At 56.8% G+C, this 25,885-nt stretch carries 25 protein-coding genes; 10 read left to right on the top strand and 15 right to left on the bottom strand.

The genetic code is table 11. The features are described 5' to 3' along the window. The first annotated feature begins 149 nt into the window (after positions 1-149). Positions 150-1,034: a LysR substrate-binding domain-containing protein gene (locus tag ACM6IR_RS12825; RefSeq protein WP_414908035.1), complete on the top strand. Its 885-nt coding sequence runs from the start codon at positions 150-152 to the stop codon at positions 1,032-1,034. Positions 1,035-1,051: 17 nt separating this feature from the next. Here ACM6IR_RS12825 and ACM6IR_RS12820 read toward each other — a convergent pair whose 3' ends face one another. The 10 genes from ACM6IR_RS12820 to ACM6IR_RS12775 all read right to left on the bottom strand — a co-directional run bounded on the left by ACM6IR_RS12820 (position 1,052) and on the right by ACM6IR_RS12775 (position 11,676). Next, positions 1,052-2,596, bottom strand: coding sequence for an amidase family protein (locus ACM6IR_RS12820; RefSeq protein WP_414908034.1), 1,545 nt, complete (start codon positions 2,594-2,596; stop codon positions 1,052-1,054). Positions 2,597-2,753: 157 nt separating this feature from the next. Beyond that, entirely contained in the window at positions 2,754-3,635 is an 882-nt protein-coding gene (locus tag ACM6IR_RS12815; RefSeq protein WP_414908033.1) for a glycine betaine ABC transporter substrate-binding protein, read from the bottom strand. Positions 3,636-3,689: 54 nt separating this feature from the next. Further along, positions 3,690-4,358 (bottom strand): ABC transporter permease, encoded by a 669-nt coding sequence (locus ACM6IR_RS12810; protein WP_414908032.1) that lies wholly within the window; start codon positions 4,356-4,358, stop codon positions 3,690-3,692. A 2-nt stretch (positions 4,359-4,360) separates the two neighbouring features. After that, positions 4,361-5,359: an ABC transporter ATP-binding protein gene (locus tag ACM6IR_RS12805; RefSeq protein WP_414908031.1), complete on the bottom strand. Its 999-nt coding sequence runs from the start codon at positions 5,357-5,359 to the stop codon at positions 4,361-4,363. Beyond that, positions 5,356-6,045, bottom strand: a complete 690-nt coding sequence (locus ACM6IR_RS12800; protein ID WP_403137690.1) for an ABC transporter permease — start codon at positions 6,043-6,045, stop codon at positions 5,356-5,358. The genes ACM6IR_RS12805 and ACM6IR_RS12800 overlap by 4 nt, the downstream gene beginning before the upstream one ends. A gap of 345 nt (positions 6,046-6,390) precedes the next feature. Beyond that, positions 6,391-7,386: a GlxA family transcriptional regulator gene (locus ACM6IR_RS12795; RefSeq protein ID WP_414908030.1), complete on the bottom strand. Its 996-nt coding sequence runs from the start codon at positions 7,384-7,386 to the stop codon at positions 6,391-6,393. 217 nt (positions 7,387-7,603) lie between these two features. After that, a complete protein-coding gene (locus ACM6IR_RS12790) occupies positions 7,604-8,569 on the bottom strand; it encodes an alpha/beta hydrolase (protein WP_414908029.1) in 966 nt (321 codons plus the stop codon). A 35-nt stretch (positions 8,570-8,604) separates the two neighbouring features. Further along, on the bottom strand, positions 8,605-9,498 hold the full coding sequence (locus ACM6IR_RS12785; protein ID WP_414908028.1) for an amidohydrolase family protein: 894 nt from the start codon (positions 9,496-9,498) through the stop codon (positions 8,605-8,607). Positions 9,499-10,167: 669 nt separating this feature from the next. Next, positions 10,168-10,644 (bottom strand): antitoxin Xre/MbcA/ParS toxin-binding domain-containing protein, encoded by a 477-nt coding sequence (locus ACM6IR_RS12780; protein ID WP_414908027.1) that lies wholly within the window; start codon positions 10,642-10,644, stop codon positions 10,168-10,170. A 315-nt stretch (positions 10,645-10,959) separates the two neighbouring features. Beyond that, positions 10,960-11,676: a class I SAM-dependent methyltransferase gene (locus tag ACM6IR_RS12775; protein ID WP_414908040.1), complete on the bottom strand. Its 717-nt coding sequence runs from the start codon at positions 11,674-11,676 to the stop codon at positions 10,960-10,962. Positions 11,677-11,973: 297 nt separating this feature from the next. Here ACM6IR_RS12775 and ACM6IR_RS12770 point away from each other — a divergent pair, with 297 nt between their 5' ends. The 3 genes from ACM6IR_RS12770 (at position 11,974) to ACM6IR_RS12760 (ending at position 14,263) form a co-directional block, all read left to right on the top strand. Continuing rightward, a complete protein-coding gene (locus ACM6IR_RS12770) occupies positions 11,974-12,408 on the top strand; it encodes a VOC family protein (protein ID WP_414908026.1) in 435 nt (144 codons plus the stop codon). Positions 12,409-12,618: 210 nt separating this feature from the next. Beyond that, the gene (gfa, locus tag ACM6IR_RS12765; protein ID WP_414908025.1) at positions 12,619-13,197 is read left to right on the top strand and encodes an S-(hydroxymethyl)glutathione synthase; all 579 of its coding nucleotides are present in this window, start codon (positions 12,619-12,621) and stop codon (positions 13,195-13,197) included. A 325-nt stretch (positions 13,198-13,522) separates the two neighbouring features. Beyond that, a complete protein-coding gene (locus tag ACM6IR_RS12760) occupies positions 13,523-14,263 on the top strand; it encodes a Mut7-C RNAse domain-containing protein (RefSeq protein ID WP_414908024.1) in 741 nt (246 codons plus the stop codon). A gap of 86 nt (positions 14,264-14,349) precedes the next feature. On the opposite strand, the gene ACM6IR_RS12755 is transcribed toward ACM6IR_RS12760, so the two are convergent. The 4 genes from ACM6IR_RS12755 to ACM6IR_RS12740 form a co-directional block, all read right to left on the bottom strand. Beyond that, positions 14,350-15,951 (bottom strand): diguanylate cyclase domain-containing protein, encoded by a 1,602-nt coding sequence (locus tag ACM6IR_RS12755; RefSeq protein WP_414908023.1) that lies wholly within the window; start codon positions 15,949-15,951, stop codon positions 14,350-14,352. Between the two features lie 486 nt (positions 15,952-16,437). Further along, a complete protein-coding gene (locus tag ACM6IR_RS12750) occupies positions 16,438-17,811 on the bottom strand; it encodes a transposase (protein WP_414908022.1) in 1,374 nt (457 codons plus the stop codon). A 132-nt stretch (positions 17,812-17,943) separates the two neighbouring features. Continuing rightward, the gene (locus ACM6IR_RS12745; RefSeq protein WP_414908021.1) at positions 17,944-18,810 is read right to left on the bottom strand and encodes an OST-HTH/LOTUS domain-containing protein; all 867 of its coding nucleotides are present in this window, start codon (positions 18,808-18,810) and stop codon (positions 17,944-17,946) included. 10 nt (positions 18,811-18,820) lie between these two features. After that, on the bottom strand, positions 18,821-19,042 hold the full coding sequence (locus tag ACM6IR_RS12740) for a hypothetical protein (RefSeq protein ID WP_414908020.1): 222 nt from the start codon (positions 19,040-19,042) through the stop codon (positions 18,821-18,823). Between the two features lie 309 nt (positions 19,043-19,351). Between ACM6IR_RS12740 and ACM6IR_RS12735 the strand changes: the two genes are divergently transcribed. Then, positions 19,352-20,275 carry a LysR family transcriptional regulator gene (locus ACM6IR_RS12735; RefSeq protein WP_414908019.1) on the top strand — a complete coding sequence of 308 codons (924 nt, stop codon included), beginning with the start codon at positions 19,352-19,354 and terminating at the stop codon, positions 20,273-20,275. 143 nt (positions 20,276-20,418) lie between these two features. Continuing rightward, the gene (locus ACM6IR_RS12730) at positions 20,419-21,144 is read left to right on the top strand and encodes an alpha/beta fold hydrolase (RefSeq protein WP_414908018.1); all 726 of its coding nucleotides are present in this window, start codon (positions 20,419-20,421) and stop codon (positions 21,142-21,144) included. 127 nt (positions 21,145-21,271) lie between these two features. On the opposite strand, the gene ACM6IR_RS12725 is transcribed toward ACM6IR_RS12730, so the two are convergent. After that, entirely contained in the window at positions 21,272-22,186 is a 915-nt protein-coding gene (locus ACM6IR_RS12725; RefSeq protein ID WP_414908017.1) for a LysR family transcriptional regulator, read from the bottom strand. Between the two features lie 235 nt (positions 22,187-22,421). Between ACM6IR_RS12725 and ACM6IR_RS12720 the strand changes: the two genes are divergently transcribed. The 4 genes from ACM6IR_RS12720 (at position 22,422) to ACM6IR_RS12705 (ending at position 25,766) form a co-directional block, all read left to right on the top strand. Further along, positions 22,422-23,597 (top strand): M20 aminoacylase family protein, encoded by a 1,176-nt coding sequence (locus ACM6IR_RS12720; RefSeq protein WP_414908016.1) that lies wholly within the window; start codon positions 22,422-22,424, stop codon positions 23,595-23,597. A 46-nt stretch (positions 23,598-23,643) separates the two neighbouring features. After that, a complete protein-coding gene (locus tag ACM6IR_RS12715) occupies positions 23,644-24,423 on the top strand; it encodes an ABC transporter substrate-binding protein (RefSeq protein ID WP_414908015.1) in 780 nt (259 codons plus the stop codon). Positions 24,424-24,433: 10 nt separating this feature from the next. Further along, positions 24,434-25,282, top strand: a complete 849-nt coding sequence (locus tag ACM6IR_RS12710) for a phytanoyl-CoA dioxygenase family protein (protein ID WP_414908014.1) — start codon at positions 24,434-24,436, stop codon at positions 25,280-25,282. A gap of 193 nt (positions 25,283-25,475) precedes the next feature. Further along, entirely contained in the window at positions 25,476-25,766 is a 291-nt protein-coding gene (locus tag ACM6IR_RS12705; RefSeq protein WP_414908013.1) for a hypothetical protein, read from the top strand. Positions 25,767-25,885: the final 119 nt, after the last annotated feature.

Here is a 25,885-nt window from a genome sequence, read left to right as displayed (position 1 = left end):
TCTCTTGTCGGTCTAATCACGGGAAAAATCAAAACACTTGTCGCCTGAGCATTAATGGGTCAGCCTCAGGTCGCCGGTTACGCCAATGATCCTGCAGGCTCTGGCGCCGGACAAACGGATAATCCTGCCGCTATTGATGACTTTTACGAATGAATTACCGTCACCTCACACCCTCGATGTCGTTGCTGCTGGCCTTTGAAGCCGCCGCCCGCCATGAAAGCTACACCCGAGCCGCGATGGAACTGTCACTGACCCAAAGCGCCGTGAGCCGGCAAGTCCAGACGCTGGAACAGCAACTGGGCCTGACGCTGTTTCGCCGTGAAGGCAGGCAAGTGCAATTGACCGATGTCGGTCGTCTCTACCAGCGGGAATTGAGCGAAGCGCTCGGACGCATCCGCAGCGCCACGTTGCAAGCCATGGCTTATCAATCCGGCAGCGGCACCTTGCGCCTGGCCACCTTGCCGACCTTCGGTTCGAAGTGGTTATTGCCGCGCCTTCATGACTTCTACAAAACCCATCCTGGCATGCTGGTGCACATCAATTCCCGGATCGACGCCATCGACTTTGAAACCAGCGGCATCGATGCCGCGATCATCGTCGGCAATGCCGATTTTCCGGGCCTGATCAGCCATCGCCTGCACACGGAAGAACTGATGGTGATCATTTCTCCACAAGCGGCCGAACGCCATGACACCTGGACGCCAGAACGCATTGGCGGACAGACGCTGCTCAACGTCGCGAGCAATGCCAACGTCTGGGGCGAGTGGTTCAGCCACCACGGCCTGCCCCATCGAATGATGCGGCTGGGGCCGAGTTTCGAACTCACCTCGCACTTGATCCAGGCCGTCAGGGCCGGCATCGGCATTGGTCTGGTGCCGCGCATTCTGGTGGCCGACGAGTTGGCCAACGCCGAGCTGATCAGCCTCGACCAGCCCTTCGCCAGTCAGCGCAGCTACTACCTGGCCTACCCGCCCCGCAACGAAATGCTGCCATCGCTCATCGCGTTCCGTACCTGGCTGCTGGAACAGATCTGAACGGCCCGCCCCACTGATCAGCGCCCGAGGAATGCGTAGCCAAAGCCTACAACCTTGGCGTCTTCGCCGTAGCCACCCAGGAACGAAACACCGACCGGCAGGTTGCCCTTGATCGTGCCTGCCGGAACGGTGATTTCGGGAAATCCTGTGGCGGAGGCAATGTACGACGAGGCGTAGGTATCACCGGATTTGCACACGTAACTGTCATCGGTCACGCCGTGAACCACCGAAGCCGGGCAATTGATCGTCGCGAAGAACAGGCTGTCCACTTTGTTCTTCCTCATGATGTCCACCAGTTGCGCACGCAACTGCGGGATCTTTCTCGAGAGGATGGAGATATACAGCGGCGAATCGGTGCTTGCGGTATTCGATACCGCTTCCAGTCCAGCCAGGCGTGCCGGGTTCATGCCATGCGGTCCGTTTTCAGCCTGATTTTTTTTCGCCAGCTCGAGAAACTGTGCAAGCGTTCGCGGTTGGCTCGGGTTGAGGGTGGCCAGGTAGCGTTCGAATTGCGGTTTGAATTCGCTCTCGCCAACGGGGCCCAACACATCGCTCCATAGCGTTTCAAACGACTTGGGCAGGTCGATGGAGACAACATGAGCGCCGCGCTTGCCGAGGGTTTCCTGAGCGGCCTTGAAGACTGCATCCACCTCTGGATTAGCGCCTTTGAAATTGCTGATCACCCCGATGGTTTTGCCTTGCAACGAGGAACGGCTCAGCGCGGGCTCGAACTGAATCTTGTCGGCGACCAGATCCAGGGTCGCCGGGTCGCTTTTGTCCTGGCCCTTGATCGCATCCAGCACGATGGCCTGATCCAGCACGCTGTTGGTAATGACGCCACCCGTATCAAACGCGAGCGACAGCGGAATAATGCCGCTGCGACTGATCAGGCCCAGCGAGGGTCTAAAGCCCACCGTACCGGTGACGCTGGCCGGGGCGCGGATCGAGCCGCTGGTGTCCGACCCCAGCGCAAACGGCGCAAACGCTGCCGCCACGGCGGCGGCAGAACCGCTGCTTGAACCAGAAGCATCACGCTTGGTATTTTTCGGATTCAGCGTCTGGCCGCCGAATGAGCTGTAGCCAAACCAGCCGAAGGACGCGGCCAGTTCCGACAGGTTGGCCTTACCGAGAAGAATCGCTTGCCCGTCGATCAATTTCTTGACGGTGAAGGCATCCTGGCTCGGCACCGACGCACGCAGAATGTAGGACCCACCGGAGGTGACCATTGTGGCGGTGTCAAAGTTGTCCTTCACTACGAATGGAATGCCGGCCAGCGGTGCGTAGTTGGTATTGGGGTTTTTCGCCCGTTCAGCATCCCACTTCCGGGCCTGATCGATCGCCCGTTCATTGATGGTCACCAGCGCATTGATGTTTTGGCCCCGATGATTGTTCGCCCGGATGTTATCCAGATAGTGCTGGACCAGTTGCTCGGAACTGAGGGTCCCGTTATTCAACGCATGACGCATATCGGCGAGGGTCATGCGGTCGATACCCTCATCCGCCTGGGCACTTGCCGCCAATAGCAAAAACGAGCACGCCACGAACTTTTTATTCAACTTCATTTTTATTCTCCGGGTGGATACAGGCGAACGAAAGCAGCTCGCACCTCATGTGGGTGCAAGTAAATGGGTGGGAGGCAGGGGTAAAAAAGGCCGGCGTTATACTGCCGACCCTGGACGTTCTAAAGACAACGTCTAACAGCGCAGTCTTCGTCAGCTCCTACAGCAACTTGTTTTTTTGCAGGAATTCCGTGGACACGCTTTCGATAGATTCACGGCCAACGTCGACCCGAGAGTTGAGACCCGCAATGGTGTCGTCGTCCAGTTTGGAAGACAGGGCGTTAAGCAACTCGCCGATCTTCGGATTCTCTTTAAAGACGTCAGTGCGAATGACAGGCGTCAACGCGTAGCTGGGGAAAAAGCCTTTATCGTCTTTGAGCACCACAAAACCGAAGGCCGGAATCCGCCCATCGGTCGACAGCACCAATGCCAGATCGACCTGACCGTCCTTGAGCGCCTGGTAGGTCAGCCCGCCGTCCATGCGGACGATATTCTTGCGCTCGAATTCAAACTTGTACGCCTCTTGAAGAGGACGCAGGCCATCGGGCCGGGAAAAGAACTCAGCGTTGGAGGCGAATTTATAGGATTTGCCGCCCTGGATATTCTTTGCAAGATCGCTGATCGAGACGATGCCATCCTTCTCGGCCTCCGCCTTGCGCATGGCAAATGCGTAGGTGTTGTTGGCCTTGGAAGGGTTCAGCCAGGTGATGCCCTTCTGCGCGTCAAGCTCGCTGATCTTCTTGTAGGTTTCGTCAGCGCTAAGTTTGTCCGTGACTTTATTGTAAGTAATCAGCGAAGTGCCGGTGTATTCCCAATACACATCGACCTGACCGTTCTCTTGCGCCGCGCGCAATACAGACGAACCCAGGTCCGGGCGTTTATCGACACTGTAGCCATTGGCGCGCAGGAGTTGCGTGGTCATCTCGGCAACCAGTTGCTGCTCGGTAAACTTCTTGCCGCCAACCACAATCGTGCTGTTGGCAGAAGCGCTGCCCACAACACCTGAAACAAGACTAAGGCTAAAGATCAGACTGGCTAGCATTCGATAAATCATCATGCACCTCATATTATTGGTTTAGGTTTATGGTCTTCAGATTCATTCGCGCCCGGCCAACCTCAAGCCCCGAGACACTGCAACGTTTTGAATCAAGCCGCAGCCCAGATCGACTGCAATCGCCAACAGCGCGGTCGATGCCGCACCGGCCAGCATCATGCCGAAGTCATTCAGGTCAATCCCGGTAAAGATCAACTCGCCCAGCCCACCGCCACCGACCAGGAAGGCCAGCGGTGCAGTACCGACGTTGATCGCCAGCGCCGTGCGGATGCCCGCGAAAATCACGTTCATCGCATTCGGAATTTCGACTTTCCACAGTGTCTCCCGTGGCGTCATGCCCATGGCCTCGGCCGCTTCGACCAAGTGTTGCGGCACCGCGCGCAAGCCTTCATAGGTGTTGACCGCCACGGGTAACAACGTCGCGACAAACAAGCCAATGATGGCCGCGCCGCTGCCAACGCCAATGAAACTCATGGCCAAGGCCAACAGTGCGAGCTTGGGGATCGCCTGCCCCACGTTAAGGACCTGCATGCTGGCCATGGCGTAACGCTGGTTCGCCGGACGGCTCATCCAGACACCCAACGGCAGCGCGATGGCCAGGGCCAACGCCCCGCTGACTGCGACGATCTGCAGATGCTGGACCGTCAGGTAGCTGATGTCGCCCCAGTAAAACTGCAGCCCTTCCCACAATCTGATCAGTAAGTCAGACATCGTCAGTGCACCGCCGGAGTAATGTTTTCAACAAGTCGCGCCAGGATGTCAGCCTGGTGGACATAACCGATAAAACGTCCGTCGCTGTCATTGCAGAGCGCCCAGTCCTGGCCGCGTCCCAGCAATTGCGAGAGCACTTGGCGCAGGTCATCGCCGGGCTTGACGATCAGGTGTGTGTGCGACGTAACACCGCTGTTGCCGCCCACGATCTGCATGTGTTCGCGCGGAGCGATCTTGCTCACGACGTCAGCCGCGCGCAGCAGGCGCAACCGTTTCATGATCCGGTCACCGCCCATGAAGTTCGCCACGAACTCGCTGTTGGGCCGGGCCAGCAGATCATCCGAACTGCCGAATTGCTGAATTTTTCCGTTATGAAACAGGGCGACGCAGTCCGCCATCTTCACCGCTTCATCGATGTCGTGACTGACAAACAGTACGGTTTTGTTGACGAGGCGCTGGATGCGCATGAACTCGTCCTGGATTACTTCGCGGTTGATCGGGTCGATCGCGCCAAAGGGCTCATCCATCAACATCACGGGTGGATCAGCTGCCAAGGCCCGGGCCACCCCTACCCGCTGTTGCTGGCCGCCAGACAGTTCGCACGGGTAACGTTTGAGGAATTTGGAAGGTTCCAGCGCGACCACTTCCAGCAACTCCGCCGCGCGCTTGCGACTTTTGTTCTTATCCCATCCCAACAGATTAGGGACGACGCAGATGTTTTCCTCGACGGTCATGTTCGGGAACAGGCCGACTTGTTGAATCACGTAGCCGATGGAGCGTTTGAGGGTGACGCTGTCCAGTTCGGCTGTGTCGCGACCACCGATTCGGATCGTGCCTGAGGTCGGCGTGATCAGTCGGTTGATCATTTTCAGCGTCGTGGTTTTACCGCAGCCCGACGGCCCAAGCAGTACGCAGATCTGCCCCTCTTCAACATTGAATGAGACATCTTCTACTGCAGTGATTGAGCCGAATTTCTTGTTTAAATTTTCGATCTGGATCACGTCGTAGCTTCCTTCATTCGGCCAGCGGCCACTTTGTTCTTGTTCAGGCCTTTTGGCGTCAGGACGCGCTGCAAGCCGTAGAGCGCGTAATCGGCCGCAATGGCAATCACGCTGATGACGATCGCGCCGGCCAACAGCTGCCGGGTATCCGATTGAGCGATGCCACGAATGATGAGACTGCCCAGGCCACCAGCGCCGATGTAAGCCGCGATGGCAGCGATGCCGATGTTGATGACGGTCGCCATCCTGACGCCCGCCATGATCAGCGGGACCGCAATCGGCAACTCGACCTTGCGCAGTCGTTGCCAGGTGGACATGCCCATCCCGATCGCCGCTTCACGCAAGGCGGGATCGATGTTGGAGATCGCAGTGGTGGTGTTTCGAATGATGGGCAGTTGGGAATAGAGAAACAGCGCAATGACCGCCGGCACGACGCCGATTCCATAACCAATCAAGGACAGAGCCGGAATCATCAGCCCGAACAGCGCGGCAGAAGGAATGGTCATCAGGACAGCGGCAAAAGCCAAGACCCAACGACGCGTTCTGGGGTGCTGGGATATTGCGATCCCGACAGGAACGCCGGTCAGAATCGCCAGTCCCACCGCTACCGCCACGATGAGAAGGTGCTGTCCGAGTAGCAGGCCGATCAGCCCGCCGTTTTCCAGAATGAAACTCAAGGTTTCCATGGTTGTTATGCCTTCTGTACGTCATTGTTGTTTTTGCCGGCTATGCATCTGGAAGTGGACGCCGGATTTATTAGAAACATTACCGCGCCATCGCAGGCAGCCTGAGCTTTGAGCCCGACGATTTCTATCAAAAAACCGACGTCACGTGGCACCTTGGCGTGCAATGCAAGATGACGGGTTGATTGAGCAAGGAAGTATGCAGGATCGCCAAATTACCGAAGCCTGCCGGAGCGCACCGCCTGTCGGGCCGAGTCATTAGCTTGCTATGCGGTTTTACAGAGCGGATCGACCCTATGGTTTTTCAGGTGATTAGCGTTCATTGACCAGTCGGTTCGACGACTGCTATCAGGAATGAGCATCATCAAATTTCCGCCGCTCTTCACCCGGCGTGCAACCCCACACCCGACGGTAAGCAGCGCCCAGATGTGACGCCGAGACAAATCCGCAGGTGTAGGCGATGGAAGCAATGGGCTGGGTGCTTTCACGCAGCAAGCGCCGCGCTTCGTTCAGCCTGAGCTCCAGATAAAATTTCTTCGGCGTCATTCCGAAGTGCTGATGCCACAGCCGCTCCAGTTGACGATGGGACAGATTGCAGCGATCGGCGATTTCTTCGATGCCGACAATGTTCTCCAGATTGTCTTCCATGAAGGCGATGGCGGCCGTAAGCCTGCGATCGTGTATCCCGAACCGCCACTGAATCGACATCCGCTGATTTTCTTCCGGGGCTCTTATCCTGGCGTGCAGAAACTGCTCGGCGATGCTCGCGGCCAGCTGATTGCCGAAATCAAGCGCGATTTGCGCCAGCATGAGGTCGATGGCCGCCGTCCCCCCGGCACACGTCCAGCGGTTGCCGTGGTTGACGTACAGTTCTTTGGTCACTTCGATCGAGGGGAATTCCTCCGAAAATTGACCGATGGACTCCCAGTGCAAGGTGCAGCGCTTCCCTTCCAGCAATCCTGCGCGTGCAAGGATGAACGTACCGGTGCTCAGCGCGCCGACGGTGATTCCTCGGGCTGCTGCGCGCTGCAGAAAGCGCAACATTTTCGGTGGTTTCTGATGTTCGATGTCCAGGCTTGCCAGGACGAAAACGCGATCCAGCTCCGGGGCCTGATCAACCGGCACGGTCTGGATTTCGATACCGCTGCTGGAGCTGACCGGACCACCGGATTCCGTGAGCAGGGTCCACTCATACAGTGTTTTGCCAAACAGCCTGTTTGCCGCCCGCAAAGGCTCGCTGGCCCCAGCCAGGGCCATCATGGAGAACTGAGGGAGAATGAGCAGCCCGATTCGCTTAGTGGTGTAGCTATTCACATACGTCGCTGATTCGCTGGGGGCTGCCATCGCCGGATCCTTTCATGGGTCGTTCCAGCCGTTCAAGTGAACAGCTCAGGCCAGCCTGAAGAGAGTGGCTTTGGACACGCCATGTTAGGGGTTGGGCTCGCATTCAGCCAGATTCAATCGGTGCGACAGATCGCCAGGACGGGAAAATGCAGCGCGGCGCTTGAACGTCGCTGTGAGACCTCGACGCCCGAGGCCCCACAGGATAAGGGCGAGAGGATCAACCGCGCGTGCGGATGGCCTCATCGATGCTCTGGATCATCGACTTGAACACAGGGCTGTCGACCTGATTCTGCTGGCCATGTTGCATGTGGGAAATGATCAGCGCGCTCGGGCCTGCATCACCCGGATAGTTCTGGTGCAGACGCACAGACTCCGAAGGCATGTGCAACGTGTTGTCGGCGCCGTGGATGATCAGTGCAGGCGGGAAGCCTTTTGCACCTTCGATGGACTGCTCCGGGTCATACGCCACATAAGACTTGTAGGACTTCGCCGTCACGTGGGTGCAGCCAGGCCAACGGTCCGCGCCACCTGCTTCGGTGTAGCCGCCCAACTGCTGATCAACGTAAGCCTGAGTCTCGGGATCCAGCGGATAGTAGCCAAGGCGGGTCCCGTCGGTTCCGGTATCGAACGGAGGGATCGGCGCGTCATCCGCGAGTTGGTTAATGGCGGCATCAGCCGCGTCTTTGTCTGCACGCAAGGCTTGCAGCTTACGGATGTTGGTGTAGCTCATCGGTACCCAGAAGCGGATCTGTTCTGCGCCTGCGGCGGCCAGTTCAGCCACTGCACCGAGGCTCGCCACCGAACCCATCGCCCAAGACGCAACTACCGGCATCTCACCAAAATTCTCGCGCGCCCATTCAATGGCACCAAGGACTTCGTCTTTCTGATCTTCGAGGATGACATTGGTGATCTCGATGTCTGCGGCCTGGAGGGTGTTGCGGATGTATTTGTTGGAAAAAAAACCGGCCACGTCGTAGGTCATGACGCGATAACCGCGAGCTGCCAGGGCGCGACCAAACAGCTGGCCGTACATCGTGACCCCACCAGTGAAGCCGGAGTTGAAAATGACGGGCGGAATTGACGCATCGATCAGTTCTGGCTGAAACACCGTTCCTTTGAGGTTCAGGGTGTCGTCGCCATACTTAACGGCAAACTCGATTTCTTTTGTAGTAATGTTCGTCATCGCTAGATATCTCGAAGTTAGTGCGTGGGCATAGATCAACTTACCAATTGGCCAGACTCTCCTCGGAGAAGTTGGCTAACAGGAATTCGGGTTTCTGTAGAAACATGCTGTGCGACGGCATCTACAAAGTTAAAAGCGTTGTTCAGATTAAAGAGGCGGGAATACGCCACACCCTGGTTGTCAGTTCCAACATGAGGGGCATCGGTTGCTTCCAGAAGAATCTTGTCCGCGCCGACTGCGAAAACAATTTGCGTCACGAAACGAGCTGTTTCCTCGGGATAGACAGAAGTGCGATAGCCAGGGCCTTTGAACCAAACGTTGCCTCGTTCTCTCGCCTCAGTGAGGAGTGCGATGTAAGCCGGCTCAGTGATGTCGCGCTCGCTGTGACAGGTGCCCAGGTGATCGATAATGACCCGCACATCGCGAGGGATCTGGCGCAATACGCGCAGATTCGTCTCGGCTTCTTTCGCGTAAATGTGCAGATGCTGATGCGGTTGCAGGCGGCCATAAAACGCCGACCACAGCCCATCACTGAACCGCGCATCAGAAACCGTTTCAGGCTTGGCATCGTGCAGAACAATTCGGGCGCCAACCACCTGCGGGTGTGAGAGACGTTCCTGGGTGGCGTAAGCAGGCTCTGCCTTGATCGTCCCCACCAATTTGACGTCGCCATAGCGCAGAGGGTTGGCTGCCTGGAGATTCTTGAGCTCGTCAAATGAAGCAAATACGTTTTCTGAATCGGGCAGGATACTTAAATGGACGTTATTGAGGAGCGTCGGAGCCATTCCGGCATCGATCAATGTATCCAGATAAGCAGTCAGCGGATGCGGCTCAGGTAGTGTATAGGGCAACGAACCGGCCACTCGGCGGAGGTCTTGCGACGTATAAAAATGAACGTGACTGTCTATTCTTTTGATCAACGGCAGCATGATTATTGTTTCCTGCTTTTGTGCGAAAACAATAATCGTCGTCAGTGCTTCGTCGCTCCCGCCAACTCGACGTGTAGTATCAAAATTTCGCCATGCGCGATTTTTGTGAGCAAGGAGGTTTTGGAAATCACCGCATGGATTTGTAGGGACGATCTGGCCCTTGGGGTTCTCTGTTGCACAGTTCGCAGGATTCTCGATCCATGAAAATGAAGCCCGGGGCGGTAGATGGATAAGAGGTCCTTCAGGCGGATGGCGAAAAATTGATGGGTTTGCCTTCTAGGATCCCAACCGTTTGGCGACGATTGAGCTTTGCTCCGCCCAAGCATCAGCTGGCACGGGACAGGCTTAGGGATGAACGTCTGCTATGGGTTGATTCTGTTGAAAAAGTCGGTCATGGCTTTCGCAGCTGAAAAGTACGCGTCCGAGATTGAAATCTTTACTTTCGGTCGAGTCTTCCAGACGCAGATTTCACGCAGCAGCGTGCAAAAAAGGCGTTTTCACCAGTCAATGATCAGGCAGTTTGGGATGACTGACTTTTTCAACAGAATCGGTCGATTTCTGCCCCTCATGACTGGCAAAAATCGGCCAATACCGACCCGTCGGATTCCCCAGGATGCATCCCCGAAGACCGGTCGCACATTTCGCCCTAGCTAGTTGCCACGCCTTCCATCAGGTTGCACCACCCCACTCAAGGGCCTGAAGGACACGGCGAACTTGTTTGGCCCCTATCTCGGTTTCGCGGAGCATGATCGGTGCCGTCCCACCGAGCGCTTTGTTCGGCGCCGACAGCCACTGGGTGGCGGACACTGGTGTCTCAAATATCGCCTCGGCCAAGTGACTGACCGTAGCAATTCTGTCCAAACGCTCGGAGGCGATAGGGTCAAGGTTCTTGTGCGCTCGTAGCAGTCGTTCAAGCGTCGACAAGGAGGCATTAAGCAGCGTTTCCAGCTGGCGGTCTTGCAGGTCGAAGGCCAAACGAAGAATCTGGATAAGGGCAGCGGGATACCCTACCCTGATTTGCTGCAGCCTCTCCGAGTCCGTCAGTAATTTTTGATGGGAACTGAAGCGCCAAAAGGCCACGATCCCCTCATCTCGCGTCGCCTCTTTCTTTTTAGCCGGACGTCGTGTCACAGGTGAAGTGCTCATTAACACTCGCTCCCAATGATTTCCCATGCAATGGAACATGGGATCCCCTCTCTAACTGGAACGGCCATTGAACGCGATTTCAGCCCTTCGCGACAGGCAGAAATCGGCCGATTGTGTTGAAAAAGTCGGTCCTTCCAGACTGCACACGCACGGATTGATGAAAATGCCTTTTTTGCGCGCAGCTACGTGAAGTCTGAGCCCGGAATCCTCTGCTCAAAGTAAAGATTTCAATCTAAAACGCGTACTTTTCTGCCGTGGAAACCATGGCCGACTTTTTCAACACAATCGGCCAGAAACTGCCACTCAGATCGCTATTCAGACTGTTTTACACGTTAACCAAGCACCCCAGAACAGGCTGCTGAAAAAACGCGTAGCGACCCCGAAACCCGCGTCATGCAAAAGCTTCTGAACCGCCGCCTCAGAATGTGGAGGGTCAGCGCCTTGAAGAATTTTCCCAAGCTTGACCTTCACTTCATCCGGGCTGGCTCCGTGCTGCCGCCAACGTTGCCCCCAGGCAGCGAGGAGTAACGGCTGGCTGGCATAGGCATATTGATTGCCGGCGACAATCAGCGGAGCCCCCGGTTTCAGACGGGCCCGTATGGATCGTAAAATTTGTCCTTTGGCATCATTCCCATCGAGATGATGGAGTACACCGATCAAAGTGGCTGCGTCGTAGGACTCGTCTGCCGCCAAGTCTTCAACGTGCCCAAGATGCAGATCCGTTCTTTCAAGCACGTTGTTCACGACTAACTGCTGTATCGCGGTTTCAAGCATCGGCTCAGATGGATCAACGGCGGTGAAGCGCCAGCCTGGCTCAAGCCTGGCCATCGCGATGATCTCCTGCGCCGTACCGCCAGCGCCGACCACCAGTATTTTTGCCGAGCCCATGTTTCCGAGGCTTGCCGCGAGCATGCACGCCACCAAGTCCTGGCAGGCGTCATAACCTGCCAGTGCGATTCGGCTCTGTCGTCCGTACTCATTGGCCCGTGTATTATCGAACTTTTCAGCTGAGTTGAGTGTTATTGATTTCAAGGGCGGTTCTCCATGTCCTTGAATCAACTTAGGCCATAAAAAGCGATAATAAAAATTCATTAATTTTATACATTGCATTCCTGATGGGAATGCCAAACCGCTCAGAGTTCGCCCAGCTGACAGTCAGCTTTGCATCGTTTCTTACCTCTCGCGACGGGCCAAAAACGGCCAGAAGCAGCCAGTTGCCAAGGGCAACTCTCGGGTAGGCTGTTTCCTCGGTATAATCAACCGCCCTGCTCGACCCAGACGCCAATTCCCCCCAAATACGCGACACCGTTGAAAGAGGGACCGAAGGACATGACAGTCAAGCGAATGGACAACGTCCTGATAGTTGTCGACGATCTCGAAACGGTGAAGGCGTTCTTTATCGAGTTGGGCCTCGAGCTTGAAGGCCAATCCACGGTTGAAGGGCCTGCTGTCGGGAGACTTATAGGGCTTGGAGACGTCCGGGCCACCCTCGCGATGCTGCGGACTCCCGATGGGCAGGGAATTGAACTGGACAAATTTCACACACCAAACGCAGTCAGGTTTGGGCCCGTGGACGCACCAGTAAACACTTTGGGTCTTCGTCGCATCATGTTTGCCGTCGATGATATCGATGCTGTCGTTGCACGGATGCAGGCCCATGGCGCAGAACTCATGGGCCAGATGCAGTACGAGAAATCGTACCGGCTTGCCTATATTCGTGGGCCTGAGGGCATCATCGTCGGGCTTGCCGAGCAACTCGGCTAGGGGCGGCGGCACACTCGCCCGTGCGCTGGTCCGAGCCGCGCTCAAGGCGTCATCGCAGACTATTCTTGATCTGGGTAACCGACCGGTCGCACCGAAGGAGGCCACTCGTTTATGCAATGTGTCCTTTTCGAAATCGAGTTCCGATGAACTACCGGTCTGGGGCACGACCCCAGGCACCTTTGCCTGACACCCTGAAACGGAGACGCCAGCATGAGCACCTTGCAACTTCACCCTGCACTGGACAATGGTATCCAACCCACCGCCGCGAATTTCGCAGGTGGCACCCTGCAATGCCTGTGTGCGACCGACAAGGTCGAGGTCAAGATCGACGCACAAACACTGCATAACCACGCGTGCGGCTGCAGCAAATGCTGGAAACCACAAAACGCTACATTCGCGGTCATCGCCGTGGTGCCTCGAGATAAGGTAAGCGTCATTGCCCACGGCGAGAAACTGGCGATTGTCGACGAAACCGCCACCATCCAGCGCCACGCCTGCAAGCAGTGTCACGCCCATCTCTTTGGGCGCATCGAGAACAAGGACCATGCGTTTTATGGCCTGGACTTCGTCCACACCGAGCTTTCGCCACAGAGCGGATGGGCTGCGCCAGGATTCGCGGCGTTCGTGTCCTCCATCATCGAAACTGGCACACCGCCAGCGCAAATGAAGGCTATCCGCGAGCGCCTGCGCTCAATCGGCCTGGAACCCTATGACTGCCTGTCCCCAGACTTGATGGACGCACTGGCGACTCACGTCGCCAAACAGAAAGGCCTGCTCCCCGCCGCCTGATTGATCGGTCGCCGCGGTTTCTTTTTCCGGACCGCGGCTTCGATTCACCTTTGATGTTGTGCGCCCCACTCGGCGATGGACTCGTTTCTGGTGTATCCGCGCACCTTACCGCTCTATCCGGTCGCCTTCCCGATATTACGATCTTGATGAACGCCCAGCCTGCTGGGCAGCACATGACGCGGATAACAATTTCAAGCAATACATCCAGCATCGATGTTCCATGGCATAGTCAATTTCAACTGGATTACGATCGTAGTTTGGGGCCTGCCGGAGAAGATGTCCGGACTAGACTCGCTCATCCTGCAGCCCTGCCATACTGTTCAGCATGACCAGTGCAACCTTCCGCTTCTACGAGGAGCTCAACGATTTCCTGCCAGCCGAACGGCGATGGCATTCGTTCACCTGTGAGTGCGCGCGCGGGGCAACGGTCAAGCACATGATCGAGGCGCTCGGAATACCGCACACGGAGGTCGAACTGGTGCTGCTCAACGGCGAGTCGGTGGGTTTCGAGCGGGTGATTCTCGACGGTGACCGGCTGGCGGTGTATCCCAAGTTCGAAGCGCTGGACATCAGCCCGCTGCTCAAGGTTCGTGCGCAACCTTTACGGGTGCTGCGCTTCGTCGCTGACGCGCACCTGGGCGGGCTGGCCAGCCTGCTGCGCATGAGCGGCTTCGACACCCTCTACGACAATGGCTTCGAGGATGGCGAGATCGCCGAGATCGCTGCGCAGCAAGGACGCATTGTGCTAACCCGCGACCGCGAACTGCTCAAGCGGCGGATCATCAGCCACGGCTGTTACGTGCATGCCCTGAAACCGTCGCTGCAGCTGCGCGAATTGTACGAACGCCTCGACCTGGCGCGTAGCGCGCGACCATTCAGCCTGTGCCTCCATTGCAACCTGCCGCTGCGCGAGATCAGCCCGGATCTGGCCCGGCCGCAGGTGCCGCCACGCGTTGGCGCCCTCTATTCGCACTTCCTGCACTGCGACGCCTGCCAACGGGTTTACTGGGAGGGTTCGCACTGGCGCGGCATGTGTGCACTGCTGGCACCTCTGCTGGACCGATAGCCGGGCACATCAGGTCGGCTGCGTTGCCAGGGATAACTCGCTTTTGCATCTGGTAGATAACGGCCAAAAGCAGCCACACGAAAGCTCTACGAGACCGAGGGCGATTCAAGTTGCCGGCCTACGTGCTTGGGCGGTACACGTAGTGCGCACCCATCACAATAAGAAGCCTGCTGACGACGAAGCTGCTTATTGGCGTACATCGCGGCATCAGCAGAAGCAAGCAGCTCACCCAGAGGCTTCAGCTCCTTTGGCGAACAACGAACAGAGCCGATGCTTAAGCCGATAGGATAACGGCAGCGATCACTACCATTGAATTCATCGACCAGCGCTTGCACACGAGCAGAGAGGGCATCCGACGACTCCCCCGTGTCGACAGCTAGGACTACAAACTCATCACCGCCGATCCTAGCGACAACATCGCTATTTCTAAAAGCTGCTTTGAGCACCTGCGTGGCGGCTATGATCGCCAAGTCACCCGCCTCATGACCGTGGACATCATTGATCTTTTTCAGACCATCGAGATCAATAAAAAACAACAAGCAGGATTGATCATTACGGCGAGTTGAGCGCAATAGCTGGTCCGCCAAAAGGAAAAAACTGCGGCGATTGTGCAAGCCAGTCAGTTCATCCGTCAGCGACAGTTGGCGCACATCATCTTCGACCTTTTGTCGCTGCAACATTTCGCTCATTAGCGTCCTGTTCGCCGTTTCTAGTGCAATGGTTCGCTCGGCCACCCGCAATTCAAGGGCCGCATTCAGGGCAGCCAGTTCCGCCTGGGCATTCCCTCTAGACTTATCAATCCGATGGATATGCCTCGCAGTTCTCAGGATTACCGCAACGAGCGTGGCGATGCTCAGAGTAGCCATCCACGCTAAGCTGAACCGGTTGTCGTAATAACCCAGCTTTTCTCCGGCTATCAGGGCGCCTCCGATGCTGAGAATTACCACCGGGATACTAGCCAGTAAGCTTCTCGCTACCTTGCCACCCGCTGTATCGCTTGTCAGCAATTCGACGAATCCCGAGCGTTCCTGGATAACCAGCAGTCCGGAATTGAACAGGATCAGCGCAATAGCCGTATGGATGGCCATAGAGCTATAGAGGCCAACCGAATAGAGCGCACTGACGCTGAACAAATAACCAGCTAGCGCCATCAGGCTTATAAATAGTGCTGACGACGCAAAAAATTGCGGCAGTGACGGCCTGTCCTCAAGCAGCAAGCCAAAACCAGAAAGCAGAAAACACAGCGCTGTCGCCGGCGCCATTCGCCCCGGAAAAAGAACAGGCTGAGTGTGTTGAAGCTCGAAAGGAAGTAGCAAATCAATCGCTAGATCAACCGACAGGACATACTCAACGAGGGTCAACCCACCAACCAGTATCGCCAAGATAGCGCCAAGCCGCCTGATCAAGCTTCCGGCCTGAGACGCTCTGAACGTAGCGCACCACAGCGCCACTCCGAGGACAGTGAACATACTGGCGGTATTGACCATCATCGCAGTCCAGCCAGGAAGCACAGTTCTTAGCACGGGTACATCAAGCAACCAACCAGCCAGCACACTGATGCCGACTATCATCACAGTGGAGGCGGCCAATCGGGCATAAGTTATGAACTGACGCAGCCTTTTTACTTGCCTGAGTTCGGGCTCCGCCCTCATCGTCGTCTCCGTTAACGTGTAGTTGAAGGCGGCCATTATGCTTGCATGCATTCAACCCCGCCAATGTGACGAGGCCCCTGCACTGCGTTTTTCCAGTCACTCAAGGACTACCTCAATTGTCATGATGCGGCGGCCCTGTTGCTGCCTGTCACAAATGACAGGCAGCAACCGACCCATTCATTGATGTCATGGGGGTGGAACTCTCAACTAGCCAGGTGGATTTGCAGAACCTTCAGGGCTCTATCCGGATGACAAGGACAAAGTCTCATTCGTTCACTTCGCTCCCCTTTTGGCCGATTTCTGCCTGTCTCCACCGTCAGCTTCGGGGCGTTTTTTGCCTGACGCGAAGGACGGCAACCGGCCGATTCTGTTGAAAAAGTCGGATTTTCAGATCGCCTGGACTCAGGCACGACCACCATTGGAGAACCTACTCACCACGTTGAGTGGTTTTTCGGCCCTTCGGTGACCTTTGCTGCTCTGTTAGTGGGTTAGTTTGAAGTTTTTTGCTTGGCGCAGGCGCACCTATCCCGTGACCGGTGGCCCTTGAGAGGTAAATTTGGCCAGTCGTCGCAGGTTCTGCACCGCAGCGGCCAGCGTGAATTCATCAGTCGCGCCACTCAGGCCACGTAGTCGCAGGCGATCCAATTTCAGGATGCGCTTGAGGTGGGCAAACAACATTTCGACCTTTTTACGTTCGTGGCGAGAGCGCACGTACGCAGGTGTTGCTGCGATTCGCCGAGCCACATCACGCGCGGCTTCATGGACGCTGCGAGCGATCTTGCGGAACGCAGTGTTCGGGCAGCACTTGGCTTTCATCGGACATGTCGCGCAGTCGGTCTGCCGGGATCGGAAGATGATGGTGTTGGCTTTGGTGACGTGCGAACGCTCGTTCTTGAAGGCTCGCCATTCGCTGCGTAATACGTTGCCGGCTGGGCAGCGGTATTCCTCGGACTCTTCATTCCAGTGGAAATCGTTACTCGAAAAGCAGTCGTTCTTGCGCTCGGTTTTGTCCCTGACCGGCACATGCGGTTCGATGTCTTTTTCCTCCACCATCCAGGCCAGCATCGGCGCGGTACCGTAAGCGGTGTCGCCAATGAGGCGTTCCGGTTTGATGTCGAACTGCGCTTCGACCCGATCGATCATGGTCTTGGTGCTCTCGACTTCTGCGGTTCGATGAGCCGGTGTGGGTTCCACATCCATGATCACGCCGTGCTCGGTATCGATCAGATAGTTCGTGGAGTAAGCGTAGAACGCTGGGCCGCCTGGAGCAGCGGTCCAGCGGGCCTGAGGATCCGTCAGCGACAGGCGCTTCGGTAGCGTTTCGGCCAAAGCCTCTTCATCGAGGGCTTCAAGGTACTCACGCACGGCGCGGGTGCTCAGGGCCGGATCGCTCCAGTTGACCGGTTCATCACCCGGTACGCCGCGCTGCCGACTCGCATCCGCTTTGATGATGCTGGCGTCCACGGCAAAGCCTTCGCCTTTAACCAGGCCGGCGTCCATGCAGCGACGCAGCACTTCATTGAACAACCAGCGAAAGAGATCGCTGTCCCGAAAACGGCCGTGTCGGTTTTTGGAAAAGGTCGAGTGATTGGGGACTTCATCTTCAAGGCTCAATCGGCAGAACCAGCGATACGCCAGGTTCAAATGGGCCTCTTCGCACAACCGCCGCTCTGAGCGAATGCCGTAGCAATAGCCGACGATCAGCATGCGGATCATCAGTTCGGGATCAATCGACGGACGCCCAATCGGGCTATAGAAATCGGCGAGGTAATGGCGCAGGTCGCTCAGATCGAGACATTGATCAATGCTGCGCAGAAGGTGATTGGCTGGAATGTGATCTTCAAGGTTGAACGAGTAAAACAGCCGCTCCTGCCCACTCGATAACTGTCCCATCATGCTGCGTGCTTCCCTGCTGGCCAATGCAGAGATTTTGCCGCAGGCCAGACAGGGGAGCTACTTTTTCAACAGAATCGGCCAGAAGCGGTCACTCAGCACGCTTACAAAAGGAGGGACGATTCAGTTTCCCAATCAGCTGACCTTGCTGCGATACCAGACGGCAGTACGCTCATTATCAGCTTGGGATTTTCGTATTTCGAACTGCCATGATTCGTGCAGGGCATGCCTCCAGCTGCTGCAACCGTAGCGCTTGGGCGTCTGTTCTGGATAGGTACTACCGATCCAGCGGATGGCTACTTCCAGTCGAGTCCAGCCATCTTCGGCAAACTTGGTTTCTGCTTCACGTAAACAGCGACATATTCCACTGCCAGGCCAATTGACTGAGCCATCTACACGGATACCATCGATGAGCACATCTGAAAATGCTTGGCTTTGCATAAACGAAGCTATTTCAACTCGTGCCTCATCCATGGGTTTGGCCCAGCATTGCAGATTTAGGTAATGCCAATTGATGGTTTCGTAGCTTTCCTCCAGGAAGCCATCCGCCGCCTGGCAGCCTGATTTAGACCAGAGATCGAAACGCTCAAGGAAGTGGTGAACTAGCTCATTGCGCAGGTCGACCAGCTCCTTGAGGGCGACCTTCGTTGCCTCATAGTGCTCGGCTGGCATTTCCAACTGATGTCGATAGCTGAACCAGATCTGGTCACCGGCATCGGCTTCCGTCTGTGATTCTTCTCCATTTGGGGGCGGCAGCGTCAGAAAGCTTTCGGTCAGCATCCCTACCAACGTGCCCATGGTCTTTTTCTGGGCACATGCGACCTTCTGCTCACGGATGATAGACAGCCGATCTGCAGGACCGCTCAGTTCGCCATGCGCGACAATGGCTTTCAGCTGCCGTTCGTATTGTTGCAAGCGCAACAGACAGCGTCCGAGTTTGCGCTGCACTATATGTTGAATAGCAGGTACATCATCCGAGGGCATGGTAGTGACTTCATCCATGATTAACGACTCAGGCATAAGTGGTAGGGCTGGAGCGTTCACTGCAATACGCTTGCCCTGCCAGGAAGGCTTGCAACGCGTAAATCGGACGCATTTCAAGCTCAGTGTAGGTTGAGTCTATCCGCTCGGACTTTTTCAACAGAATCGGCCACAAGCAGTCGTCCGTGAGCGTCTGCCTTGAGGCATCAAAAAACGGGGTCATGCCTGGAACCGGACACTGCTCCAGGCGCATTGGTGCTCCTGAGCTGGGACTGCTCGTCGCCCGTCGTTTCGGATCCGGCGGGTTCGGAGTTGCGAGTTGCAAGGAGCTCACGCTATCGTGGCGTAGGTCGCGCCGGGCGCTGCTGAGAGACACCGCCCCTCCAAAATCCCGAAAAATTTGATGCGGCCCCGAGACGTCACGAAGTGCTTCTGTCTGCTAGCGGTAAGCTTGCCTGCATGCCAGACGCCCCCCCTTGTCTTTGTCGTGCGCGATAGCGGCCCCGTAAGGGCTGTACGGGAATTCCGTGCTTCCAATTATGAACGAAGAGGCTAATACAGCATGAAGCCCCTGGATCTGACGCGTTTCGATCTCAACCTTCTGGTTGTACTTGAGGCGCTTTGGGCCGAAAAGCACGTCGGCCGCGCGGCCGAAAGATTGCATTTGTCCCAGTCCGCAACCAGCCACGCCTTATCGAGGCTGCGTACAGCTTTTGCTGATCAGCTTTTCATTCGTAACCCCCGCGGGATCGCGCCGACGCCGCTGGCCATAGAGTTAATGCCGAGAGTGGCGGCAGTGCTCGAGTCGGTCAGGCTCGTCGCCAGTCCACGTGGTCCGTTCGATCCAAGTCGTTTGCAAGCGACACTCTCAGTGGCGGCCACCGATCACGCCGTATTGACCGTCATCGCCCCTGTTCTGGCCAGGATCCAGGCCGCTGCGCCGGACGCCGTGCTGAGACTCAGGCCAGCCGATGTCGAATCCGCTCTGCGCATGTTGGACGCCGGCGAGATCGACATCGTGCTAGGGTCGGGCTCTTTTGCCCAGATCCCGCAGCGCTTTGATTGCCAGCTTGTCCATAAGGAGCGTTTCGTCGGCATCGCGCGCAAGGGCCACCCAGCGCTGGTCAAGCGAGGCAAGAAGCTGCACATGGATTTGGATGACTTCGCTCGCCTGCCCCACATTCTGGTCTCGCCGCGCGGCGATACACGGGGCGTTGTCGACGATGCGCTGGAGAGCCTCGGTCGTACCCGCAAGGTGAACGTCACCTGCCCCAGTTTTCTGGCTGTTCCGTTCATGGTCGGCGCTTCGCAATCGATTGCCGTTATTGCCGAGCGGGTCGCATTGCAGATGCAGGAGACCGCGCAACTGAGCCTTTTTGAGCTGCCCTTGGCGCTACCCACCTGGGAGGTACTCGTTATTCGAGCACGAGGGCGCGCCAACGAGCCCGCCGTTGAGTGGATGACCAACATGATGATTGCCGGCTAAACATCGGCGGGGACTTGCCGCGGCCGGAGCGACCCGGTGCGATGAATCTCGTGCATCGACAGGGTGCGTTAATGCCATTGGATCGAATGCCTCGGTCCTCCTAGAGTTCGGTCGTTGTTTATTCAACCCGCTAGGAGTACCTCATGAAAACAGAGCCCACCCTGGTCATGATCCCTTGCTTCGCAGGGGCCCCATGGCAGCTTGACCAGTTGACCTACTTGCAGGGCCGCCCCATGCGCACCCTTCGTTTGCCGGACGACGTGTGCGAGCTGGAAACGTTGGCCGACTTCATCGCTCATCAGGTGAAGGACCTCGAGAGCTATGTGTTAGTTGGCGATTCTTACGGCGCGGTGTCCTCGATCGCGGTGGCGACGCGGCAGCCGAAGGGCCTTAAGGGCCTGGTGCTCTCAGGGGGCTTTGCCAAGAACCCGATCACCTCGCCCCTGCTCAAGACGCTGGCAGCGCTTGTACCGTTCTTCCCCGGGCCCTTTTACCGACAGACGACCCTTCGGGTCCACGCAGCGCAGTTGGCTTCGTCGTTTGACAAGGAGGGTGAGATCCCCTGGTCAACCGGAAAGAGTCGCGCCTTCTTCGTCAAGGAGACGCCCCACAAAGCCTACGTCAACCGCATGCACTCGATCGAGAAGGTGAACTATACGGCCCTGCTGAAGAACATTGACGTCCCCACGCTGATCCTGACTCCCGAGGAAGACAAGCTGATCGGCGAGGAAGCCGCGGGGATCCTCCTGAAGGGCATAAAGGGTTCGCAGGAAGTCATCATGCCGCGCACCGGCCACATGTTCAGGTTCTCGCATCCTGGCGCCTACTCTCTCGAGATCAGGAAGTTTCTGGAGCGGGCATCGCTTTAAGCGTATGCACACCGGTGTGGATAGTGTTTGCGCTGGAAATAAACAGCGAGCTGAATGATGCTTTTTTTACTTCATTGGGGCATGCAGAGTGCGAACCTGAGGGCGCACGCGACTGTAAGCGACCCACTCAGACCAGTAAATCGACGGTCTGCAACATGCGCCGATAAGGCGAGTGCGCATGCCCCATCTCCAGGTGAATGGTTTCGATCAGACATTCCAGAAAGCGCTCGGCCGCCGGCCGCAGGGGCTGCCCGCTTCGGCTGATGGCGCCCACCGAGGCACTGCCGACCGGCTCGCGCAGAGGCAAGGCGCACAAGCCTTCGCGCTGAGCGCATATCTCCACCAGCGGCCAGGGAAAGATGCTCAACATGTCGGTTTCACGCAGCAAGCTCAAGATGATCGAGAGCGAATGGGCGAAATGCACATGCCCCTGCGTCGAAATCGCTCCGTCTTGCTGCGAGGCCAGTATCCAGTCAGCCGACGCCAGATCCTCCATGGTCCTGCTGTTCGACAACGGGTGTTGCTGACGGGCCACCACCGCACAATCGGCGGTGAACAGTGGCAGATAGGTCAGGTCGGTGCTTGAAAACCGGGTATCAAGCCGTCCGATAAACAGATCGACGCTCGCATCCCGCAGCAGCGGACACGCGACCGATGAAAGCCCCTCATACAACTCAAGTTGCACCTTTGGAAACAGCTGGCGAAAACGCACGACGGATTTTGGCATGAGCGTCATCGCCAACCAGGGTGTCACGGCGACCGACAAGCGCCCCACCAGTTCCCCGTTGCAATCCCCCAACACCTGACGGGCACTGACCATCTGTGCCACCAGCAGACGTGCCTGAATCAACAGTTTCTTGCCGAGCTCGGTAAACACAATCCCAGAGGTATTACGGATCAGCAATTGTGTGGCGGTGTCTGCCTCCAGCTTCTGGATGGCCTTGGTGACCGCTGCCGGTGAAGTGTCGAGCCTTTTTGCAGCGCCGCGAATACTGCCCGCGTCGGCCACCGCCACCAGTGCATTGAGTTGATAGAACTTCATAGTGTCCGCCGGTGTTAACCCAGGGTTGCCTTGTTCACTTTCGATTGCCTGTCAGCTGCTGCCTTGGCCCTCTACTCTCGGACCAACACCACCTGGGCTTCGAACTTTACCAAAAGACCGTACCAGAAAAAGCCCGGGCACTTTGATGAAACGCATGATGCCGTAAGCCATCGTGGAATGTGGCCCTTGCGACAGATTGGTTTCGCCTCTTGGTCACCAAGGAAAATCGCTGCCAATGACACAGTCCATCACGCTGTTAAAAGAGATTGAGCAGGAAATGCGCGAACTGCGCCACCAGATCCATGCCAACCCTGAACTCGGTTATCAGGAGGTCGAGACTAGCGAGCTGGTAGCCGAACGATTGATCAAATGGGGTTATGACGTGACGCGCGGCTTTGCCGAAACCGCGGTCATCGCCACGCTGAAAAAAGGCACCAGTTTTCGTGTGATCGGCATACGGGCTGACATGGACGCACTGCCTATTCTGGAAAAAACCGGGCTCCCCTATGCAAGCCGGATACCGGGCAAGATGCACGCATGTGGCCATGACGGACATACGGTCATGCTCCTCGCCGCCGCCTACGCCCTCGCCCATGGCCATCCGTTCGACGGCACCGTCCACCTGATTTTCCAGCCAGCCGAAGAAGGTCTGGCCGGCGCCCGACGAATGATTCAGGAAGGCGTGCTGCAACGGTTCCCCTGCGATGCAGTGTTCGCGGCACACAACATGCCTGGCTACCCTGTCGGAAAACTCGGGTTCCGAGCCGGGCCCTTCATGGCCTCTGCCGACCAGGTCAGTGTCACGATTCACGGAAAAGGCGGCCACGGCGCGATGCCGCACCTGAGCGTCGACCCTGTGGTGGTCTGCGCAAGCATCATCATGGCCTTGCAGACCATCGTCTCGCGCAACATCTCACCTCAGGAAATGAGCGTTATCACCGTCGGGGCCATTAACGCCGGCAAGGCGTCCAACGTGATCCCGGACAGTGCGCACATGCTGATTTCCGTCCGCGCACTGAACAACGCCGTGCGGGACCGCCTGGAGAGCCAGATAAAACACCTCATTCACGCCCAGGCACAGGCATTCGGCGCGACCGCCGACATCGACTACAGTGCCGACTACCCCTTGCTGGTGAATGACGAAGAAATGACCCGGTTTGCCAGTCAGGTGGCCGTCGACTGGCTCGGTGAGGACGAGGTGCTGAACGACATCGTGCCCTTCAATGGCAGCGAGGATTTCGCCTACTTCCTGCAGCAATGCCCTGGCAGCTACCTGATCATCGGCAATGGCGACGGTGAAAAGAGCTGCATGGCTCACGACCCTCGTTATGACTTCAATGACGACATCCTGATTCGGGGTGCTGGCTATTGGGTCAAATTGACTGAGGCCTTCTTGCCACTCAACGCTTGACCACAGACCTGCCAAACCGTGAAAACCAATAAAAAACGAGGTCATCATGCAACTACGCAAACTTCAATACATCACCCTGCTGTTCGGGCTGGTCATCACCCCGCTATCGCAGGCAGAACCGGTGATCAAATTCGGTGTCGACCCTAGCTACCCACCTTTCGAGCAAAAGCAGCCAGATGGTTCATTGAGTGGTTTTGATATCGATCTGGGCAATGCCCTATGTGCCGAATTGCGGGTCAAATGCATTTGGGTCGAGCAGACCTTCGACAGCATGATCCCGGCGTTAAAGGCGAAGAAATTCGACGCCATCCTGTCTGCATTCAGCGCCACCGAGGCACGTCGCCAGCAGGTCGATTTCAGCCACAAAATCTACACCGCGCCGTCTTCTCTCGTTGCCAGAAAAGACTCCGGATTGCTGCCGACGGCAGCATCATTGAAAGGCAAGTCGGTTGGGGTGGTTCAAGGCTCGCTACATGAAAGTTATGCCAAGTCGCAATGGGGCCGCCAAGGCGTCGAGATCCTTTCCTACCAAACCCAGGACCAGGTGTTTTCAGACCTCATCACCGGACGCCTGGATGCCTCGTTCCAGGCCTCGGTACAAGCCGACATCGGATTACTGCAAAAGCCTCAAGGCCAGGGCTTTGCCTTTGCCGGTGAGCCCATCACCGACAAAAGCATCATTGGCGATGGCGTCGCTATCGGTGTGCGAAAAAACGAGCCTGATCTCAGAGAGCAGCTGAACACGGCCATTGCCGGCATTCGCCAATCAGGCCAATACGACCAGATCGCGAAGCAGTACTTCAACTTCGATATTTACGGCGAATGAGGCAACTCCCATGAACGAAATGACACAACGCGGTGAATCCCGTTATGCCTTCCCCGTCAGCGACGAGACTGTGCGTGCCTTTCAAACTGATGGTGCAGTGTGCATCCGTAATGCGTTTACTGCGCAGCAAATCAGCGAACTGACGCTAGGCATCGAGCGCAACCTTGCCCATCCCAGCCCTCGCGCAAAAGTGGCGAGCAGCCCTACGGACCCGGGATGGTTCTTCGAGGACTTTTGTAACTGGCAAGAGAATGCACACTATCGCGACTTCATCTTCAACTCTGCCATCGCCCCCATCGCGGCCGCCCTGCTGAACAGCCAACAGGTGCGCCTGCACCATGATCACTTGCTGGTGAAAGAGCCCAATACGCGCCAGCGCACACCTTGGCACCAGGACCAGCCTTACTACAACATCACAGGTTCGGACACCGTGAGTTTCTGGATTCCGGTTGATCCCGTGCCCAGGGAATCGACCCTCGAATTCATCGCCGGCTCACACAAGGGTCCCTGGTTGATGCCTCGGTCCTTCATGGACAGCCAGGCCAAATGGTTTTCCGAGGGAACACTGGGCGAGCTACCGGATATTGAAAGCCATCGCGAGGACTTTCCCATTCTCGGATGGACGTTGTCGCCGGGGGACATGGTGTGTTTCAACATGTTGACCTTGCACGCCTCTGCTGGCGTGGGCGGGCATAACCGTCGCCGCGCGTTTTCAGTAAGGGTCATAGGCGATGACGTGCGGCACGCGCCGAGACCGTGGGCCACCTCACCCGACTTTCCCGGGCTTAAAGATGCTCTGGCATCAGATGCACCTATGGAACACGAGCTTTTTCCGACACTCTGGCATCGACAGACCTGAATGTCCGAGCGATAGGTGAATCGCTCCCGATTTTATAGACACATCAGTCAGTAGCGGCCGGTGGTCGTTGCATTTCGCGTGTCGCCGGCGTTTGGCTAAGATGAATATATTGGGACGAACTGAAACCGGAGTGATAGCGGCCATCAGCGGATCTGGATTGGCGTCAAGACGGTAGTTCCCGAAGGAGACGACGATGTACGCGGTTATAAGAACCTACTTGGGTGTTGGAGCAAAGCAGCTTTTCGAGCTTTTAGAAGAGCGCAAGGCCGACGTCGAAGCTACCCTGCGGACAGTGCCTGGCCTCGTAAGCTACACACTGCTGAATACAGGTGATGGCGGTACGGCGGTGACTGTTTGCACGGACAAGACCAGCACCGATGCAAGCTTGAAAGTCGCGCGCGACTGGATTCAGAAAAACGCCTCGCATATCCACGCGAACCCGCCGATCGTAACGGAAGGCCCGGTTCTTGTGCAGATCAACTAGCGCGCCCTTCCGAGTGATCTCACGCCACTACCGCCGTCGCAAGTTTTGTATATTTGCTTCGCCGTCAATGGCCTCGCCAGAGGCGCCTCTCCCATGATCAGAATCAGCGTCCAAGGCGA

This window comes from Pseudomonas sp. IT-P253, assembly GCF_949768125.1.
Taxonomy (GTDB): Bacteria; Pseudomonadota; Gammaproteobacteria; order Pseudomonadales; family Pseudomonadaceae; genus Aquipseudomonas.
This window is presented reverse-complemented; position numbering and strand designations above follow the sequence as displayed.

Excerpts from the sequence above, each read along its gene's own strand:
- ACM6IR_RS12725 (WP_414908017.1), bottom strand. The coding sequence starts at position 22,186 with ATGAAGTTCTATCAACTCAATGCACTGGTGGCGGTGGCCGACGCGGGC.
- ACM6IR_RS12760 (WP_414908024.1), top strand. The coding sequence starts at position 13,523 with ATGACCAGTGCAACCTTCCGCTTCTACGAGGAGCTCAACGATTTCCTG.
- ACM6IR_RS12720 (WP_414908016.1), top strand. The coding sequence starts at position 22,422 with ATGACACAGTCCATCACGCTGTTAAAAGAGATTGAGCAGGAAATGCGC.
- ACM6IR_RS12710 (WP_414908014.1), top strand. The coding sequence starts at position 24,434 with ATGAACGAAATGACACAACGCGGTGAATCCCGTTATGCCTTCCCCGTC.
- ACM6IR_RS12815 (WP_414908033.1), bottom strand. The coding sequence starts at position 3,635 with ATGCTAGCCAGTCTGATCTTTAGCCTTAGTCTTGTTTCAGGTGTTGTG.
- ACM6IR_RS12790 (WP_414908029.1), bottom strand. The coding sequence starts at position 8,569 with ATGACGAACATTACTACAAAAGAAATCGAGTTTGCCGTTAAGTATGGC.
- ACM6IR_RS12745 (WP_414908021.1), bottom strand. The coding sequence starts at position 18,810 with ATGGATGAAGTCACTACCATGCCCTCGGATGATGTACCTGCTATTCAA.
- ACM6IR_RS12705 (WP_414908013.1), top strand. The coding sequence starts at position 25,476 with ATGTACGCGGTTATAAGAACCTACTTGGGTGTTGGAGCAAAGCAGCTT.
- gfa (WP_414908025.1), top strand. The coding sequence starts at position 12,619 with ATGAGCACCTTGCAACTTCACCCTGCACTGGACAATGGTATCCAACCC.
- ACM6IR_RS12770 (WP_414908026.1), top strand. The coding sequence starts at position 11,974 with ATGACAGTCAAGCGAATGGACAACGTCCTGATAGTTGTCGACGATCTC.
- ACM6IR_RS12825 (WP_414908035.1), top strand. The coding sequence starts at position 150 with ATGAATTACCGTCACCTCACACCCTCGATGTCGTTGCTGCTGGCCTTT.
- ACM6IR_RS12730 (WP_414908018.1), top strand. The coding sequence starts at position 20,419 with ATGAAAACAGAGCCCACCCTGGTCATGATCCCTTGCTTCGCAGGGGCC.
- ACM6IR_RS12750 (WP_414908022.1), bottom strand. The coding sequence starts at position 17,811 with ATGATGGGACAGTTATCGAGTGGGCAGGAGCGGCTGTTTTACTCGTTC.
- ACM6IR_RS12715 (WP_414908015.1), top strand. The coding sequence starts at position 23,644 with ATGCAACTACGCAAACTTCAATACATCACCCTGCTGTTCGGGCTGGTC.
- ACM6IR_RS12800 (WP_403137690.1), bottom strand. The coding sequence starts at position 6,045 with ATGGAAACCTTGAGTTTCATTCTGGAAAACGGCGGGCTGATCGGCCTG.
- ACM6IR_RS12755 (WP_414908023.1), bottom strand. The coding sequence starts at position 15,951 with ATGGCCGCCTTCAACTACACGTTAACGGAGACGACGATGAGGGCGGAG.
- ACM6IR_RS12820 (WP_414908034.1), bottom strand. The coding sequence starts at position 2,596 with ATGAAGTTGAATAAAAAGTTCGTGGCGTGCTCGTTTTTGCTATTGGCG.
- ACM6IR_RS12785 (WP_414908028.1), bottom strand. The coding sequence starts at position 9,498 with ATGCTGCCGTTGATCAAAAGAATAGACAGTCACGTTCATTTTTATACG.
- ACM6IR_RS12735 (WP_414908019.1), top strand. The coding sequence starts at position 19,352 with ATGAAGCCCCTGGATCTGACGCGTTTCGATCTCAACCTTCTGGTTGTA.
- ACM6IR_RS12795 (WP_414908030.1), bottom strand. The coding sequence starts at position 7,386 with ATGGCAGCCCCCAGCGAATCAGCGACGTATGTGAATAGCTACACCACT.
- ACM6IR_RS12740 (WP_414908020.1), bottom strand. The coding sequence starts at position 19,042 with ATGCGCCTGGAGCAGTGTCCGGTTCCAGGCATGACCCCGTTTTTTGAT.
- ACM6IR_RS12810 (WP_414908032.1), bottom strand. The coding sequence starts at position 4,358 with ATGTCTGACTTACTGATCAGATTGTGGGAAGGGCTGCAGTTTTACTGG.
- ACM6IR_RS12780 (WP_414908027.1), bottom strand. The coding sequence starts at position 10,644 with ATGAGCACTTCACCTGTGACACGACGTCCGGCTAAAAAGAAAGAGGCG.